General features: G+C 50.0%; 17 protein-coding genes and 2 tRNA genes. 14 read left to right on the top strand and 5 right to left on the bottom strand.

The window, feature by feature from the left end:
* The first annotated feature begins 49 nt into the window (after positions 1 to 49).
* From IX84_RS22215 to IX84_RS22175, 8 genes are all read left to right on the top strand, one after another.
* Positions 50 to 565, top strand: coding sequence for an RNA polymerase sigma factor (locus tag IX84_RS22215; RefSeq protein ID WP_238578323.1), 516 nt, complete (start codon positions 50 to 52; stop codon positions 563 to 565).
* 3 nt (positions 566 to 568) lie between these two features.
* A complete protein-coding gene (locus IX84_RS22210; protein ID WP_152605196.1) occupies positions 569 to 1,276 on the top strand; it encodes a hypothetical protein in 708 nt (235 codons plus the stop codon).
* A gap of 33 nt (positions 1,277 to 1,309) precedes the next feature.
* Positions 1,310 to 2,317, top strand: a complete 1,008-nt coding sequence (locus IX84_RS22205; protein WP_044226063.1) for a hypothetical protein — start codon at positions 1,310 to 1,312, stop codon at positions 2,315 to 2,317.
* Between the two features lie 223 nt (positions 2,318 to 2,540).
* Positions 2,541 to 3,803: an NAD(P)/FAD-dependent oxidoreductase gene (locus IX84_RS22195; RefSeq protein WP_044226057.1), complete on the top strand. Its 1,263-nt coding sequence runs from the start codon at positions 2,541 to 2,543 to the stop codon at positions 3,801 to 3,803.
* A gap of 120 nt (positions 3,804 to 3,923) precedes the next feature.
* Positions 3,924 to 4,802 (top strand): methyltransferase domain-containing protein, encoded by an 879-nt coding sequence (locus IX84_RS22190; protein WP_044226054.1) that lies wholly within the window; start codon positions 3,924 to 3,926, stop codon positions 4,800 to 4,802.
* 41 nt (positions 4,803 to 4,843) lie between these two features.
* On the top strand, positions 4,844 to 6,037 hold the full coding sequence (gene mltA, locus IX84_RS22185; protein WP_052516308.1) for a murein transglycosylase A: 1,194 nt from the start codon (positions 4,844 to 4,846) through the stop codon (positions 6,035 to 6,037).
* Between the two features lie 731 nt (positions 6,038 to 6,768).
* Positions 6,769 to 6,960 carry a hypothetical protein gene (locus IX84_RS22180; protein ID WP_044226051.1) on the top strand — a complete coding sequence of 64 codons (192 nt, stop codon included), beginning with the start codon at positions 6,769 to 6,771 and terminating at the stop codon, positions 6,958 to 6,960.
* Positions 6,961 to 7,190: 230 nt separating this feature from the next.
* On the top strand, positions 7,191 to 7,406 hold the full coding sequence (locus tag IX84_RS22175; protein ID WP_044226048.1) for a PspC family transcriptional regulator: 216 nt from the start codon (positions 7,191 to 7,193) through the stop codon (positions 7,404 to 7,406).
* Between the two features lie 3 nt (positions 7,407 to 7,409).
* Here IX84_RS22175 and IX84_RS22170 read toward each other — a convergent pair whose 3' ends face one another.
* Entirely contained in the window at positions 7,410 to 8,075 is a 666-nt protein-coding gene (locus tag IX84_RS22170; RefSeq protein ID WP_052516307.1) for a DUF4159 domain-containing protein, read from the bottom strand.
* A gap of 3 nt (positions 8,076 to 8,078) precedes the next feature.
* Complete coding sequence (locus IX84_RS22165; protein WP_044226043.1) at positions 8,079 to 8,783, bottom strand: 16S rRNA (uracil(1498)-N(3))-methyltransferase; 705 nt, start codon at positions 8,781 to 8,783, stop codon at positions 8,079 to 8,081.
* A gap of 153 nt (positions 8,784 to 8,936) precedes the next feature.
* Here IX84_RS22165 and rseP point away from each other — a divergent pair, with 153 nt between their 5' ends.
* The 6 genes from rseP to pgm all read left to right on the top strand — a co-directional run bounded on the left by rseP (position 8,937) and on the right by pgm (position 13,478).
* Positions 8,937 to 10,277, top strand: coding sequence for an RIP metalloprotease RseP (gene rseP / locus IX84_RS22160; protein ID WP_044226041.1), 1,341 nt, complete (start codon positions 8,937 to 8,939; stop codon positions 10,275 to 10,277).
* Between the two features lie 145 nt (positions 10,278 to 10,422).
* A tRNA-Leu gene (locus IX84_RS22155) sits at positions 10,423 to 10,506 on the top strand.
* A gap of 153 nt (positions 10,507 to 10,659) precedes the next feature.
* Positions 10,660 to 10,743: transfer RNA gene (locus tag IX84_RS22150), tRNA-Leu, on the top strand.
* A 111-nt stretch (positions 10,744 to 10,854) separates the two neighbouring features.
* Positions 10,855 to 11,268, top strand: coding sequence for a hypothetical protein (locus tag IX84_RS22145; protein WP_044226038.1), 414 nt, complete (start codon positions 10,855 to 10,857; stop codon positions 11,266 to 11,268).
* Entirely contained in the window at positions 11,261 to 11,686 is a 426-nt protein-coding gene (locus tag IX84_RS34700) for an HNH endonuclease (RefSeq protein ID WP_044226036.1), read from the top strand. Before IX84_RS22145 ends, IX84_RS34700 begins: the two co-directional genes overlap by 8 nt.
* Positions 11,687 to 11,837: 151 nt before the next feature.
* A complete protein-coding gene (gene pgm / locus IX84_RS22135) occupies positions 11,838 to 13,478 on the top strand; it encodes a phosphoglucomutase (alpha-D-glucose-1,6-bisphosphate-dependent) (protein WP_044226031.1) in 1,641 nt (546 codons plus the stop codon).
* Positions 13,479 to 13,541: 63 nt separating this feature from the next.
* Here the strand turns inward: pgm and IX84_RS31380 are convergent, their stop codons facing one another.
* The 3 genes from IX84_RS31380 to IX84_RS22125 all read right to left on the bottom strand — a co-directional run bounded on the left by IX84_RS31380 (position 13,542) and on the right by IX84_RS22125 (position 16,599).
* Positions 13,542 to 13,712 carry a YqaE/Pmp3 family membrane protein gene (locus IX84_RS31380; RefSeq protein ID WP_052516306.1) on the bottom strand — a complete coding sequence of 57 codons (171 nt, stop codon included), beginning with the start codon at positions 13,710 to 13,712 and terminating at the stop codon, positions 13,542 to 13,544.
* Between the two features lie 19 nt (positions 13,713 to 13,731).
* Positions 13,732 to 14,298: a hypothetical protein gene (locus IX84_RS22130; protein ID WP_044226028.1), complete on the bottom strand. Its 567-nt coding sequence runs from the start codon at positions 14,296 to 14,298 to the stop codon at positions 13,732 to 13,734.
* Positions 14,299 to 14,412: 114 nt separating this feature from the next.
* Positions 14,413 to 16,599, bottom strand: coding sequence for a hypothetical protein (locus IX84_RS22125; protein WP_044226025.1), 2,187 nt, complete (start codon positions 16,597 to 16,599; stop codon positions 14,413 to 14,415).
* Positions 16,600 to 16,638 lie beyond the last annotated feature (39 nt).

Raw genomic sequence — 16,638 nt, 5'->3', positions numbered from 1 at the left:
CCGAAAACTAAAGGAGAACTCCAGGCTCATGGTTTATGTGACAAAAAGTATGACGGAATCAGAACTTATTGAAGGCTGCCTGGCCCACGACCGCCTTGCGCAACGCGAGCTGTACGAGCGGTATTGTAAAGCCATGTATACGGCCGCATACCGGATCACCAACGACTTTGATTCCGCCAATGATGTTTTACAGGATGCCTTTATCAAGGTCTTTCGGGCATTGCCTAAGTTCAGGCGGGAGTCTACGCTTGGGGCCTGGATCAAAACAATAGTAGTCCGAACAGCTTTGAGCCATATTAAGCGTCAACTGAAATTTGAGCCCCTGGAACATAACCTCAGGGAGGAAGCTATTAACTGGGGGCACCAACTGGATGTTGAATACCTCGAACGGGCCATTCAGGCACTACCGGAAGGCTACCGGGCGGTATTCGTCCTGATAGAAATTGAAGGCTACCCGCACAAAGAAGTAGCAGAAATGCTGGGTGTCTCGGTTGGCACCTCCAAATCGCAGCTATTCCATGCTAAAAAGCGGCTGCGGGAATCACTAGAACATTACAACTCCTAATCGATGAGTGAGCAAAACCGAACGACCCTGAAAGATGCACTTTCCCGAATGCCGGTCTATGCTCCCCCGGCAAAATGCTGGCAGGAGATCGACCGGGAATTAGATAAAGTAGCTGCTGAAGCCCCATTGCATTCTGCTCTGCATGAGCTGCCTGCCTACACACCTCCTTCTATGGTTTGGGCACGCATCACGGACACGCTTGAAGCGGACACATCCCAACAGCAGCTAACGGAAGTTCTCGCAAAGCTCCCTCAATATGCGCCTCCAGCCAAAGTCTGGACGGCTATTGAAGGGGGTATCAGGCCACCCGCCCGCAGATTCCAACTAATGATGCTGACCAGAGCAGCAGCGGCTATTGCCCTGGTACTCGGTCTTTGGTGGGCCTGGTCGCAACCGGATGAGGCACCGTTGCAAGCCACCTACACTTATGATCAGCAGACCACAAGAGCCCAATTCGCCAGTATTGAAGACTGGGGGCAGGCGGATGCTTTGATGCAAAAAGCGGTAAACGAATTCCGTGAAGACCCGGTAGCGAAACAACTGCCTACCTATGAACTGCTGCTATCCGAGTGGGCAGACCTGAAAGACGCTCAGGAGGAAGTGGCCAAAATGATGGAGCGCTATGGAAAAGACGCTCAGCTCATCCGGCAAATGAGCGAGATCGAAAAAGAACGCTCCGGCCTGATCCGGGAAATGATTACTCAAATTTAATCACCATTGCCCATCAAAATATCTGGACCAATAATGAAAAATTGGAACCCTTTATTTAGCGCAACCCGGACTCTTCGGGCGCTGCAGGCTGGCAAACGAAGCCTAAGCCGGCTTTTCCCAAAGCCACTTTGGATAATGCTCGCTCTTTACGGGCTGAGCTTTCCCGGCAACGGGCTGATGGCACAGACCACCAACCTCCACGTCATCACCAAACGGTTGGAAAAAACCTTCAAATACCGGGAAACCTATGAAGTGAACATCGAAGGCGAAAAAGCTGATGTCTCTATCGAAACCTGGAATAAGGACGAAATCGCCCTTACTGTTGAATTCATTGCCAAACATCCCGACAAAACCACTGCAGAGGCTGATATTGAAGCGATCAAGTATATCGCAGAGCGCGTACGCAACAAAATCTACGTGCGCAACTACATCTCTGTGCCAGAAGGGGCCCCTAAGCCTGCTTCCAATCTCTCTGCCCGCTATGTAGTAAGAGTACCCGAAGACTGCCCGGTCTACCTGAAAAACTATTTTGGCACGGCCAACGTCATCAACCTCGCCAAAGGGTTCCGCTATCAGGGCGAGTTCAGCCCGGTTGGGCTTGAAAATGTTAAGGGCAGCATTGATCTTTCCACACGTTTTGGCGATGTTTCCGGTAAACGCCTCGATGGCGACATCATGATCAATGCCCGGCGTTCAAACGTGACTCTGGAGGAGATCAAGGGCCTGTACAGCATTGAAGCTAACTATGGAGATGTGCGTATCCTTTCAGCTTCTGCCGGATTATTAGATCTCAATATTACCGGCACCAAAAGTGACATTTTCCTCTTCGACCCCCGGCTGCTGGACTACGGCTATGCCCTCACCGCTCAGCACGGCAGTATTTACTTTCCCAGCAATCTCAAAATGGAATTCCTGAAGAATACAGACGAGATTAAAAAGGTAGAATTCCAGCCCCGGGCGGAGTACTACCCCAATGTAACGATTTCCGTGACATTCGGGGACATCTACCTTGAGAAAGAAAAGCCGGATCAGCGACGCTGAACCTCAATCCAACTTTTCGCCCCCTAAACCTCCAGGTTATTCATCTTACCTATGTACTGCATCGGAGTACCCGCCATAAAAGGCTGGGGTCGCTCATCAGCATGCTCCTGGCAATAACTATTAACACTTTTAATGATTTTTATCACCCTCTTGTGTGACCGGGCACACAAAAGAAAAAAAGGATTGGCTCTAACTTCACCAAACATTATTAAAGCCAATTCACATGAAACATCAGATAGTGATCATTGGAGCAGGCACGGCTGGTATTACCGTTGCTGCTCAACTACTCCTCAAAGACAAAAACCTGGACATTGCCATTATTGATCCCGCATCAAAGCATTACTATCAGCCCGCCTGGACGCTGGTAGGCGCAGGCACCTTTAATTATAAGGACACGGAGCGCAACATGGGCGACCTAATCCCAAAAGGCGCGCAGTGGATTCAGGAATATGTGGCCGCTGTCAACCCGGATAACAACGAGGTCGTACTCAAAGACGGCACTAAGGTATTCTACGACTACCTGGTGGCCTGCCCGGGGGTTAAGTATGACTATTCGCAGATTGAAGGCCTGGAAGAAACAATGAACAAGAACCAGGTCTGCAGCAATTATGTAGATCCGGATTACACCTGGGAAGTCCTTCAGGAATTTAAAGGCGGTAACGCTATTTTCACCCAACCTGCCACGCCCATTAAATGCGGTGGTGCTCCACAGAAAATCATGTATCTGGCGGATGACTACTGGCGTAAGCAGGGCGTACGCGAGAAGTCCGACATCGTGTTCCTGACACCGGGCAGTGTGATCTTCGGGGTAGAACCGTTTAAGTCTACCCTTATGAAGGTGGTGGACCGCAAAGGGTTGCAGCTGCGCTTCTTCCACCGAATTAAAAAAATTGACGGGGAAAATAAGCGGGTATACTTTGACATCGTGAAGGAATACGACAAGATTTCTGCCGTGTGCTATAACTACCGTGACACTGAGAAAGAAGAAGTTGTAGAAGGCCACGCTATGATAGAGTTCGATATGCTCCACCTTGCCCCACCACAAGCTGCACCCGATTTTATTCAGGAGTCTCAGCTCGCCGTACAGGATGGCCCTACCAAAGGCTGGATTGAAGTAGACATTAATACCCTGAAGCACAAGCGATACCCAAATGTTTTCGCACTGGGTGATGCCGCAGCTTTACCGACAGCAAAGACCGGAGCAGCCGTACGCAAGCAGGCTCCCGTGGTCGTAGAGAACCTCTTCCATGCCATCGCCAATGACGGCAAGCTCAATAACGACTATCAGGGCTACTCTTCCTGCCCACTGGTGACAGGCTATGGCAAAATGGTACTTGCGGAGTTCAACTACGAAGGCGAACGGGACAGCGACCCGATGTTGTCCAAGTTCTTTGACACTTCAAAAGAGCTCTACCCGATGTGGGTGCTCAAGAAGTACGGCCTGCCATTCATGTACTGGAATATGATGCTAAAAGGCAGAGCATAACACCAACTCATTGTTCTACTTACAGCAGCCCCGTTAGCCGAATGGCTGGCGGGGCTGCGCTATTTTCATGGCAGTCCTCAAAATTCCCTATTTTGCCAGCAGAAACAGATTTAGGAGCCCATGCCCACCCCTCCCCTGCAGACGACCCATTTTAGTGATGTCATTCGTTATTATGATGAAACCCGGTTTGACTACAAAGTTGCCTGGCTCAATGAAGACAATCAGGCTGTACATTTCGGTTTTTATGACCGCAACCACCGGACACACGAGCAGGCGCTGCTGAATACCAACCAAATTATGGCAGCATTGGGCAAAGTAGAGCCCGGAGAGCATGTCCTTGACGCCGGTTGTGGCAACGGCGGCAGCAGTTTGTGGCTGGCCGCCCAAAAATCTGTACGGGTAACGGGTATTACGCCCGTTGCCACCCAAGTTGCCACCGCTGAAAAACAGGCTTCAGAACGCAGGCTCGCCCACCTTTGCCAATTTATTGAAGGCGACTACTGTCAGGTGCCCATGGAAGACAACAGCGTAGATACGATCTGGGCCTGTGAAAGCCTTTGTCATGCGCAAAACAAAGCCGCCTTCTACCGGGAAGCTGCACGCCTCCTGAAACCCGGAGGCCGAATTGTCATTGCCGAATATATCCGGTACCAAAGACCACTCCCTGATGCGCAGGAAAAACTGCTGCTGGATTGGGTCAACCGCTGGGCCATACCGGACCTTGATAGTACGCACGAGCATCACGCTCACCTGGAAAGTACGGGCTTTGAGAATATCCAAATTCAGGATTATACCCGCTATACATTTATCTCCCTCAAAAATCTTTACTTGATTTCCCGACGCTGGCTATGGGCCAATTACCTGCTTCACCCTATTGGTATCCGGACCCGGGCACAGCACAATAATATCCTTGGCAGTATACGACAGTTCCAGGCACTGAGACAGGGGCTTTGGTATTATGGGCTGATCACTGCCCAAAAGCCCTTTGGAAGTCACTAATTTTTATAGTATAATTGTTGGTGGCATCAACCTATCTCCTCATGAAAATACGCACGGCTGTCATTTGCCTGGCGCTCACTGCTCTGACTGGCTGTGGGCCTTCTCCCGAGTCCGGGCAACTTCCAGTTGATACCCCTGATGCCCGCCATAAGCCAAAAAAGCTGAAAATCGACAGATACGGAAGGGTGCAGGGACAACCCAGACAGCAGGATATTTACACTCCTATCCCTCTGGATTCCCTCACGCTGCCCATCATTGATGGGAAAGCAGTAGAAGCCCTACAGCACAACCTTAAATTACTGGACCTTGCCCGAAGCCGAAGCAATTATCAGGTAGGAAACCTGAGAATACGGCACGAAGCGCTCCGTGAAGTCACTGAAATGCTCGCCGCATGGCAGCACGCACAACCCTTTGGCATGGAGAAGTATCTGAACGCCTATCAGATCTGGGGGAGGGACCAGCGTGGGAATGTACAGTTCACAGGGTACTTCACACCGGTAATAAAAGTATCCCGGGAACCTTCCGGGCCGTTCAAATATCCGATTTACAGCCGCCCACTTGACTGGGAAGGCGCTCTTCCTACCCGCGCTCAGATTGAAGGGGAAGGGGTGCTCGACAGTATGGGGCTCGAGCTTGCTTATGCCGCCAATAAGGTGGACCTGTACTATATGCAGGTTCAGGGCTCCGGTTATGTGGAATACCCGGATGGCACCCGGGAGCTCTTTTCATACAATGGCAGCAACCGACACCCCTATCTGAGTATTGAAAAATATATCATGGAACAGCCGGACCTTAATATCCCCGACCTTTCTATCCGCGGCATCCGCAAGTTCCTGCTCAAAAACCCTACCTTGACTGACACCATTCTGTTTCAAAACCCTTCCTATACTTTTTTCATCCGTCAGCAAACAGTACCATCCGGAGCCGGCAACGTGCCCCTCACTCCCGGCTACTCCATAGCTGTCGACCGCAGGTATATCCCCCTGGGAAGCTGCCTCCTCGCGGCTTTCCCCATTTTCGACAACCGCAAACAGCGCGTGATCGGACATGATTACCGCTTGCTAATTGCGCAGGATGTCGGCGGCGCTATCCGTGGCCCCGGGCATGTCGACTTTTACACCGGTATTGGAGATGCAGCTGCACAGGAAGCCGGCAACCTCAAATCCTACGGTAAACTGTGGCTCTTGCTACCGCCTTTAAGCGAGCCTAAGCCTGTAAGTACAAGCTTAAAATAAACACATACTATTTTTGGCATATATTTTGCAGCTCTGTATATGAACACAATACAGAAAAACAAATGAAGATTTTTTTTAATAAAACACAGTCAAACCATACATATATAGATAATTTTTATAATATTTGCATAGGCACAGTCGGAAAACTGTATGCCTGCAATCATAATCATTCAGTAAACCAAGACAACCTATGCAGAACCCTTACAAACCGGGTGCAGACTGCCTGGGCAACTACTGCCCCAAAGGCTGCACTGCACCATCTCCTCCTTAAACAACACTCCTACGCTTGCAATTCGCAGGCCATCTACAACCACCGATTTCAAACACAGTATTGGCCAGGTGCGGTAGCGTACCCCGCAGGCCCTTTACATTTTTTGCCTGATAGCCCGGCAAACACCAGGCTATCATTGTGTCCAATGTATGCCTGTACCTCTGGCAAGTGTATCCGCTTGCCCTGCTACTCCTATGCCTGAATAGCACGTGCCTGACCGCACGCCGCTAAAGGGGCGAGCTATGCCCGCTCCTGAGTAACAGCCTCCATTGCAATGGAAGCTGAAAGCCCTTGCTGTGCCTTGTCGAAACCTTTTGCCCGGTAAAGTGCCCCGCACTTGCCATGGCATTCCTATGCCGCGTCGGAGCGCTCTGCTGCCCCGACGGGAAAGCCCCCCGCATTCCTAAACCGCAGCTTTCAGCCCTGCCAGTGCTGCTGCTGCAACAAACAACCAAACATCATGGCACGTAACAAGTCGAACATCGAAACTATTATTATCGCATTGCTTCTCGTTTTTGGCGCCGCCGGTGCGTTTTTCCTTTTTTCCGGCTCGGAAGGCAATATGCAAGAACCTGGACACTCTCTGGAAAACGGTGCTGCCGTTTATGAGCAGGTGTCTATGAACGATGCCATGACGGCTATCGCAGAATAATCATGGGCATTGCCTCCGGTAACGTAATTTTTTTGCCGGTTGTGTAATCCATTTACCTATTTTATTGTTAGGGATTTGTTCCAGAACAATAGCGGGCATTGCTATGCTTTTTGACCGGAATCCCGCTTGCCGGCAACGCCTCAACCGGATTAAACGTTATACCTGATGACAGGTTGAGGTGGCCTGCCCGGCATTGCACGGAAGTGAAGTGCCTGACCAAAAAATGGCTTATGCGATACGTAAAAGACTTAATGGAAAGATCAGCGTTTGGTGTATGCAGCTATCTCGGAGACAAAATGGGGATCGCTTCTGCCCGCGTGCGCATCAATTTTATTTACATTTCGTTCGTGGCCCTGGGGTCACCGGTAATTCTGTACATTTTCGTAGCCTTCTGGCTTAATGTACGGAACTATATCCGGCGCAAACGGTCTGTGATCTGGCAGTAATTCCTACTGCTGAAAAGCGAATTGTATAATGTTAGCCCCCATCTGAAGGGCCCGGCGACGAATAGGCTCCGGGTCGTTGTGCACGTCTTCGTCTTCCCAGCCATCGCCCAGGTCTGACTCGAAAGAATACAGGCAAACCATCCTGCCTTCGTGAAACAAACCAAAGGCTTGTGCTGGCTTGTCATCGTGTTTATGCACTTTCGGCAACCCATTCTCAAACTCAAACTTCTGGTGAAAAACCTGGTGCTCAAATGGCAACTCTACAAATTCCTGCTCCGGGAATACCTTCTTCATAGCTACCCGCACGTAAGGGTCCATGCCGTAGTTATCGTCGATATGAAGGAAACCGCCTCCCAACAGATAATTGCGTAGATTTTCTGCTTCTGCATCTGAGAAGACTACATTTCCATGACCGGTCATGTGTACAAAAGCAAAGTTGTACAACTCTACGCTCCCCACTTCTACTTCTTCATATTCCGTATCGAAGTCAGTACCTAATTGCACATTACAAAAGGCGGCAAGATTAGGCAGTGCAGTGGGGTTGGCGTACCAGTCGCCCCCTCCGTTATACTTAAGCAGGCCCATCTTCAAAGTTCCTGCACCAGGGTCGGCCGGTGTAGTAAATGATATCAAAAAGATCGCAATAAGCCCCATTCCAATTCTCAACATGGATTATGCATTTAATAGATGAATAGTATGGCAGGCAACAAGGGCTGCCGTCTCAGTCCGCAGGCGGCTTTCGCCTAAAGTAACAGGGGTAAATCCTGCCTCGGCAGCAGCCTCGGCTTCCTGCGGGCTGAAACCGCCTTCCGGGCCAATCAACAAACAAACGTCTTGCCCGGCTTTGTAGTTTTGTTTTAAGGCCCCCTTAACGCCATTGCCTAAATAAGCGATGAAACGGTCAGCTTCCCGGTCTGTTTCTGCCAAAAAATCGTCAAACCCGATCAGGGGGTTGAGTTGGGGCAAATAGGCTTTAACGGACTGCTTTGCAGCGGAGAGTACAATTTTCTCCAGCCGCTCCATCTTCAGCACCCGGCGTTCGGAATGACTGCATAGCAAGGGCGTGAAGGTATCTAACCCAATTTCAGTGGCTTTTTCCAGCAGCCACTCCATCCGGCTGATGTTTTTGGTCGGAGCAACTGCAAGGTGTACCCGGTAAGAGCGTTTGCCGTGGTTTTCCTTATGAGAAATGACCTTCAGCAGGCATGTCTTTTTGCCTGCCTCAGCAATCTCCCCTTCGTATAGCCCGCCCTGCCCGTCTATAAAGCGGATGCGGTCGCCGACTTTATGGCGAAGCACCTGAATACAATGCCGGGCTTCACTTTCAGGAAGCGCAGCCACCTCTCCCCTCACCTGATCTGTAAAAAAAATATTCATGTTCTAACTTTGCTGTTCCGGTCCGTTTCGTCCTGAAATCTGCGGCGCTAATATAATATTTAACTACCTTTGCCCGCTCCTAAACAACATAACCGGAACGAAGCTGTTCTTTTGTTCGATAAACTAACCATCCTGCAAGGAAGAAAATAATTTATGGATTATCTAATTATGGGCGGGCAGTTGATGCTTAGCCTTTCTATTTTGATTGTACTGCATGAGCTGGGCCACTTTCTACCGGCTCGCCTGTTTGGCACCCGTGTGGAGAAATTCTACCTCTTTTTTGATCCATGGTTTGAATTGTACAAGAAACAAATTGGAGAAACCGAGTACGGGATCGGCTGGCTGCCCCTGGGCGGCTATGTCAAGATCTCCGGTATGATCGATGAGAGCTTCGATACCGAACAAATGAGCGAGGAACCGCAGCCATGGGAGTTCCGCTCCAAGCCGGCCTGGCAACGGCTAATTATTATGCTGGGCGGTGTGACAGTTAACTTTATTCTCGGCTTCCTGCTCTATGGTTTTGTGCTTTGGGTATACGGACAAGAGTACCTGCCCAACGAGAACCTCGAATACGGTATTCAGGTAGATTCGCTGGGGCAGGAAATGGGGCTGCGCGATGGAGACCACATCCTTAGCATAGCTGGTAAGCCTTATGAGCAATTCAACGACCGATTGGTGGTCCGCGAAATCATTATCAATAATGCCGACAAGATCACGGTGGAGCGGGAAGGCCGGGAAGTGGAAGTCCCGATTGATCCCAAATACGTTACGCTGCTCTCAAGCTACGAATACAAGAACAAGGCGCTCTTTTACCCACGTATGCCCTTCAAAATCAAAGATATAATGGAGGATGGCCCGGCAGAAAAAGCAGGCATCAAACCCGAAGATCAGATTATAGGGCTGGATGGGCAGCCCACGCCCTGGTTTATCGACTTTGCAAGAGCTATCCGTGGTAAAGATGGGGTGGAAGTAGATCTTACTGTTTTGCGGAATACCTCTGACACCCTGCAGCTCAGCCTGACCACTACGGAAAACGGCATGATCGGGGTAGAGCGGGTACTTGCAGGCGAGCTATTCGGCACCAAACGTAAGGAATACAGCTTTGCCCAAGCTATGCCAGCCGGTGTACAAAAAGGCTGGACTTTCCTGGGCGATCAGGTAAAAGCCTTCGGGCAAATGTTCCGTGGCCGCATCAAGGCATCGGAAAGTCTGGGTGGGTTTGGTACCATTGGCTCCATGTTTGGCAACGAATGGCTCTGGGAGCGCTTTTGGACAATGACCGCGGTGCTGTCTTTGATCCTGGCCTTTATGAACCTCCTGCCTATCCCGGCACTCGATGGCGGACATGTCATGTTCCTCCTTTATGAAATGATCACTGGCCGTAAGCCCAGTGACAAGTTTTTGGAGCGAGCCACCATCGTCGGGTTTGTGATTGTAATTGGGCTGGTCCTATATGCCAATGGGCTCGATATTATCCGCAGTTTTTTTAGTTAGGAACACACTGACTATCAGACGTAAAGCAAATGGAGCGTTATTATTGAAACTTTTTTCGCTCCATTTGCTTTACAAATTCAAAATACCGCTCTATATTTGCATCCGCAATTAAAGCATTGCAGCGCCGATTGATCGGCAATCTTATGCCGACGTGGCGGAATTGGTAGACGCGCTGGATTCAAAATCCAGTTCTGGCAACAGAGTGCGGGTTCGATTCCCGCCGTCGGTACGAAGTAGTGTAAGGCGGGAAGAGAAGTTTATCCCGTTGTTGCAGCTGTTGGAAGCGCAGCGACCTTACGGATGCACTAACGGGAATGACCGCCGTCGGTACGAAGTAGTGTAAGGCGGGAAGAGCAATTTATCCCGTTGATAATAATTATAAGCCCGCGTGGCGGAATTGGTAGACGTGCATGATTCAGGTTCATGTGTCCTTACGGACGTGGAGGTTCGAGTCCTCTCGCGGGCACCCCGAAAGCCTGGTTGCAGTTGCAGCCGGGCTTTTTTATTTGATTAGTTCAATAAAATTGAGCCCTTGCCAATTAGCCCATTAAACCGTATTTTTACCTAAAATGAATTGATGCGTACTATTGAGATTAAAAAGGATATTAAGCTGGAAGCAGACGAACTGCTTAAAGGGCTATCTGAAATGGATTTAGATAGCCTTGAAAAGTTCTCTGAGGCACTTAATCATATCATAGCCCGCCGTAAATCCCCTAAACCCTCAGACAAAGAATTAGCTTTATTGGATAAAATTTACCAGGGGTTTCCTATCAAAGCACAGCGCCGCTATGATGACTTATATAAGAAACTACAAGACGAGACCATACTTCCGGAAGAGCATGCAGAGTTGACCAGACTGGTAGAGCAAACCGAAAAACATAATGCTGATTGGCTGGAGGCAATCGCTGAACTAGCCGCTCTGCGTGGAATTACCATAAAAAAGCTAAAACAGGACTTGGGTATTGAAAATCCCTCATTAACAGATGAGTAGAAATTCTCACTCACATGAACTGCGCCAGTTGGTGGAAACCAGAGCTGTAAGTCGTTGTGAATACTGCCTTACACCTATGGAAATCTCCACTCAACCTTTCGAGATAGAACATATTATTCCGCTTTCAAAAAAAGGACTTTCGACTCCGGAAAACTTAGCCCTATCATGCAGAGGCTGCAATAGCCATAAATACAACAAAACAGAGGCTGTAGACAATATTTCAGATAAAAAAGTCCCTATTTATAACCCGAGGGCAGATCAGTGGAAAACTCATTTTGCATGGGACAGAAACCCTCTCTACCTAAAGGGATTAACACCTACCGGCAGAGCTACAATACAGGCCCTTAAATTAAATCGAGCTCAACTCATTAGTGTACGAAGAATCCTGCAACAAATACACATGCATCCCCCGAGGTAATTTTTAAAAATAGATCTTCATTTCAAATTCCGAGCAAGTACATACCTTAATTGATGGTATGCGCAGAAATTAAAAGCGCCGACATTCAGAAAAACTTGCACACCCGCCCCCTGTCCCCTATTTTTAAGCTCAACCAAACCCAAACCAGCTCATGGCACTCCATCCTAATGCCGGTAAGCCGGCCACCACTGGCGAACTCGTTAACCTCCCCCGCCTGATTACCCAATACTTTACGGATAAGCCGAACCCCGCAGAACGTACGCAGCGGGTTTCCTTTGGCACCTCTGGCCACCGGGGCTCCTCGCTTACAGCCTCTTTCAATGAAGACCACATTCTGGCGACCACACAAGCCATCTGCCTCTATCGCCATAAGGAGGGCATCACCGGACCCGTATTTATGGGCATGGACACGCACGCACTTTCGGAACCCGCGCAGGCTACCGCCCTGGAGGTCCTGGCGGGCAACGAAGTGCCAACGATGATTGCCGCCAATAATGAGTATGCGCCTACCCCTGCGGTCAGCCACGCCATTCTGACCTACAACGCCGGGCGGACAAGCGGACTCGCAGATGGGATCATTATAACGCCTTCGCACAACCCGCCACAGGACGGAGGATTCAAATACAATATGACCAACGGCGGGCCAGCGGAGGGAAGCGTCACCGCATGGATTGAGGCTAAAGCCAATGAAATTCTGGAAAACGGTCTTAAGGAAGTCAAAAGGCAACCTTTGCAGAAAGCTCTGAAAGCCTCCACAACGAAGACCTACGACTACCTGGATGCCTACACCGCCGATCTCGATCAGGTAATTGACCTGGAGGCTATCCGGAGCGCAGGACTGGAAATCGGTGTGGACCCCCTGGGCGGCGCTGGTGTCCGCTACTGGGAGCGCATTGCCGACCGTTACAATATCAATTTGAATATTGTCGATACACAAGTAGACCAAACTTTCCGGTTTATGTCGCTGGACTGGGATGGGAAGGTGCGTATGGACCCCTCCTCTGCTTACGCTATGCAGCGGCTGCTCGCACTCAAAGACCGCTTTGCAGTAGCCGTAGCCTGTGATACCGACTACGACCGGCATGGTATCGTGACCCGCAGCCAGGGATTGATACAGCCCAATCACTACCTCGCTGTGGCTATAGATTTCCTCTTCCGGCACCGACCCGGCTGGTCGCCAGATACAGGTATTGGGAAGACCTTGGTGAGCAGCCAAATGATAGACCGTGTGGCGAAGAAACTTGGCCGAAAACTGGTGGAAGTCCCTGTAGGCTTTAAATGGTTTGTGGACGGATTGTTTGACGGCAGCCTGGGCTTCGGTGGAGAAGAAAGCGCCGGTGCCTCTTTTCTGGACCGCAACGGCAAGGTGTGGTCTACTGATAAAGATGGCATCATCGCTGCGCTGCTGGCTGGTGAAATCACGGCTACAACTGGCAAGGATCCGGGTGAAATATACGATGAGTTCACAGCAGCATACGGTGCGCCGGTATATGCACGCATTGATGCGCCAGCAACGCCGGATCAAAAAGACAAGCTGAAGAAGCTATCAGCCGATCAGATCACCTCCTCCACATTAGCGGGTGAACCTATTGATGCCATACTGACAGAAGCACCAGGCAATGGTGCTGCAATCGGCGGGCTAAAGGTAGCTACTGAGAACGGCTGGTTTGCCGCACGCCCTTCCGGAACCGAAAATATCTACAAGATTTATGCGGAAAGCTTCAAAGGCGAGGGCCACCTGAAGCAGCTGCAGGAGGAAGCACAAAGCGTGGTAAATGGCGTCATTAGTTAAAAAAACCGCCAGCCTTGATTCCAAAGCTGGCGGCAGTCCAATATGTTCATGGATTATTTCTTCTTAAAGAATGACCCACAGCGCGTAAATGAACCCCGGAAGGTAAAACAACAGCGTCAGCACCAGGCTTATCCAAAACGCTGAGGCAAGCCCGGTATGAAGCCCTACGCCAAGTGGAGGGAATATGATGGCCAAAATAACCAGTAGTACTTTGTTGCCGGAGAGGGTTGACATAATTATTTCGTTTTGGGGTTTACAATATTTCTGTTGCTTTGCTTAACTTATCAGCAATTTCAGACTTGCTGGAGATATAAGTGTACTGGTTGTTAAAATCTCCCCGCGGCTTTTCGCCAATGATGTAGTGCTTCACATCAAGGTCTGGCGCATTCAGCACAATCTGGTCTGAAACACGCATGGTCTGTTTTTGCAGATCCTGGCCGGTACTTTCCAGTTCAGAAACTACTATCAAGCGGTTTTTGGAGGCATAAATGCCTTCAATCTCTATTTCATGGCTGGTTTCCGCTACCTGAGCTTCCACCATAATAGTGCGTTCTTCTTTTTCCTCATTGGGCATGTCAACGTCCACAACGGGTACTTCTACGTGTTCTTCTTCCATAACAACGACCACCTTGGGCACTTCGATCGTACGGGTGGTGGTATTCACATCAACATCTGCCCAGTCTACGTCGTATTCCGGCATTTCACCTTCCTCAACGTTTACATCCACATCAGGCATTTCGCCTTCCTGGGTTTGGTCTACATCGCAACTGATCAGACTGATCAATGCAAGGGTAAACAACATTTTAATCATTGTTTTCATAATCGTTTCTGTTTTTTGGTGTTACAGCCAAAATGGCTTCACCCTCTTAACCTACTAAATACTACCATGTTCGAAAGCAGGAAGCGAGTGAAGCCAGCCAGTAGTGTTGCAATCCTACTGAGGCGCTATGGCAAAAGCATTGCTTACGGTGTTGCGGTAGAAGTTGCCGGCGTGGGTGCCATCTGTGTGCAGTCCCACTGCAGTTAAGCTTTCCGAAAAAGCAGCTTTGTCTCCACAACCAGCCAGTAATGCCGCGATAGAGAAGGAAGCCCGGTAAATGCCATCTGGCCCAAGGGTATATGGTGCTTTGCTTCCAGTGACCACGCCTCTGGCATCGCCAAGAGTGAAATGGTTGAACAGGCTGTTTCGCCGGCCTCGTTCTACATTGAAGTTAAAGAGCCCGAACCCGCGGGGGTGGCTGGCCCTAAAGGAAAGGCCCACCTGCTGGCTTACAGACTGATAGGCCAAAAAGCCACAATCGGTCATTGCGCTGAAATCGCCATCCAGCGAAACCCCGAAAATACCCAATGCCGGTCTAAGGTTATCCACCCTCATCCTAAACTGGAAAACTGCATCGGCCCCAATTTGACGAATGTATAGATTGGGCGCTGCCATGGTAGCGTTAACATCTTCAGGATCTGGAACCCGGAAAAAGTATGGATTGACATTGGCCAGGTCGCCATTTTGATCCAAAAAACGGACTCGGAATTCATACAGGCCATCCTCTTCAAGGAGGTTGGTGTTAATCCGTGCAATAGCCACGCTGTCATAACGCGACCAACGTGCCGTAGGGTCTGAAGAAGCCGGCTGACCATCTATGCCAGGCAGTTTCGGGTCCAGAGGCGGGATGCGGTATACCCGCGCTCCGTTAACCTCAAAAGGCCCGAGATTATAGTATTCATATTTGAAGTCCAAACCATCCTGCAAAACATAGCGCCGATTGAGCGCACCACTTTCCAATGTCTTCCAACCTGAATTCAGATCTGAAGGATTGATAAGGGTAAGCAACCCCGCATTATGTGTCCGCCGGTACTGCACCTGAAAATAGTGAATATTAGTGGCGGGAAGCCCTTCTCCAAACTGCGCGTAGATGGGTATATTACCCGTAAAGGGGCGAACAAATTGGTTAGTGAGTTGAGGGCTATAGCTCCCCAGTCCCTGTGTTGCATAGCTGGTTAGCCCAACGGTCCGGAAATTACCGTCTCCTGGCAAAGTAATGGTATTAGTAAGTCTCTGGTCAATATGCAAAGGCGAAACATGCGTGCCAATACTCCGGATAGCCACTGAGGTTCCCTCCAGAATACCTCCACATACCGGCGGAATGCGGCTATCTGAAAGCTGGATATTGATGTCTTCTCCGCAGTCGTAGTCCCAGTACGTAGCACAGGGTACGCGAGGGCGGTGCACCGTGACGTTTCCACCATCCAAAGGATATTCCAACCACACATAGACATCCGGCTGATCGCCCTGATGCCAAATGCAGGCTTCAAACCGCCCGTTCTGATCAGTCTCCACTACAGCTACTTCATCGCAACGGTACAGCCATGGCCAGAGGTAAGGAAAAGTGCAGAAATAAGGAAAAAAGTGGGCGAAATGATCTGCCAGGATATTCCTGAACTGCACTGCGTCCACCCGCTGAATTTGCTGATGCAGCAGCTGAAGCTGAGCGGGGCTTTCCAGGGCTGCTTGTGGCATCCGGTTGACAGAAATGTTTGAACTAGCATTTTGCAACAGCTCCAGCCCAAATTCAGGCCGGAATGGCGGTGGGTCAGGCAATGGCCGGGGTGGCTCTGGAATGGGGATAGGAATGCGCTCCAGCAAATCGCCTCGCAGCCGTTCGAGCAAATCGGAGTCAATGCGGTCAATCCACCATCGGATACGGTCTACTTCGCAAATGTGCACGATGGCATTGCAGGCCGGGTAGGTTTCCAGCTGCCCTTCTACAGATGCCCGGTTGGTGATACGGCCCCGGATACAGCAACGGCGCCACCACCAGATTTCACGAATGCGTTCAGGAATACGCTCAAAGATCAATCCGCCATTTTCATTAAATCGCAGACGAGGTTCGAAGGCCTGACGCCTTTCTAACCGCTCGATGCTGAGGCTGGTAAGCGGAATGCCTGTTTCGGGCTCAGGGAGGATGAAAACCCGGGAGTGCCTTAGTGATCTGCTATCAGCATCAAAGTAAACAGTATTGCCGTCTTCGATTTTTCCTTTGCAGAGCAGGCTGCCATCACGGCGGAAAGCGAATGCTGCTAACGGCTGCTGATTTTCTGGCTGGGTTTCATGGTGTTTGGCCATGGTTTTGGTTTTTGGGAGATTAACTAATGGGATTATCAC

Source organism: Phaeodactylibacter xiamenensis (assembly GCF_000759025.1).
GTDB classification, from domain to species: domain Bacteria; phylum Bacteroidota; class Bacteroidia; order Chitinophagales; family Saprospiraceae; genus Phaeodactylibacter; species Phaeodactylibacter xiamenensis.
This window is presented reverse-complemented; position numbering and strand designations above follow the sequence as displayed.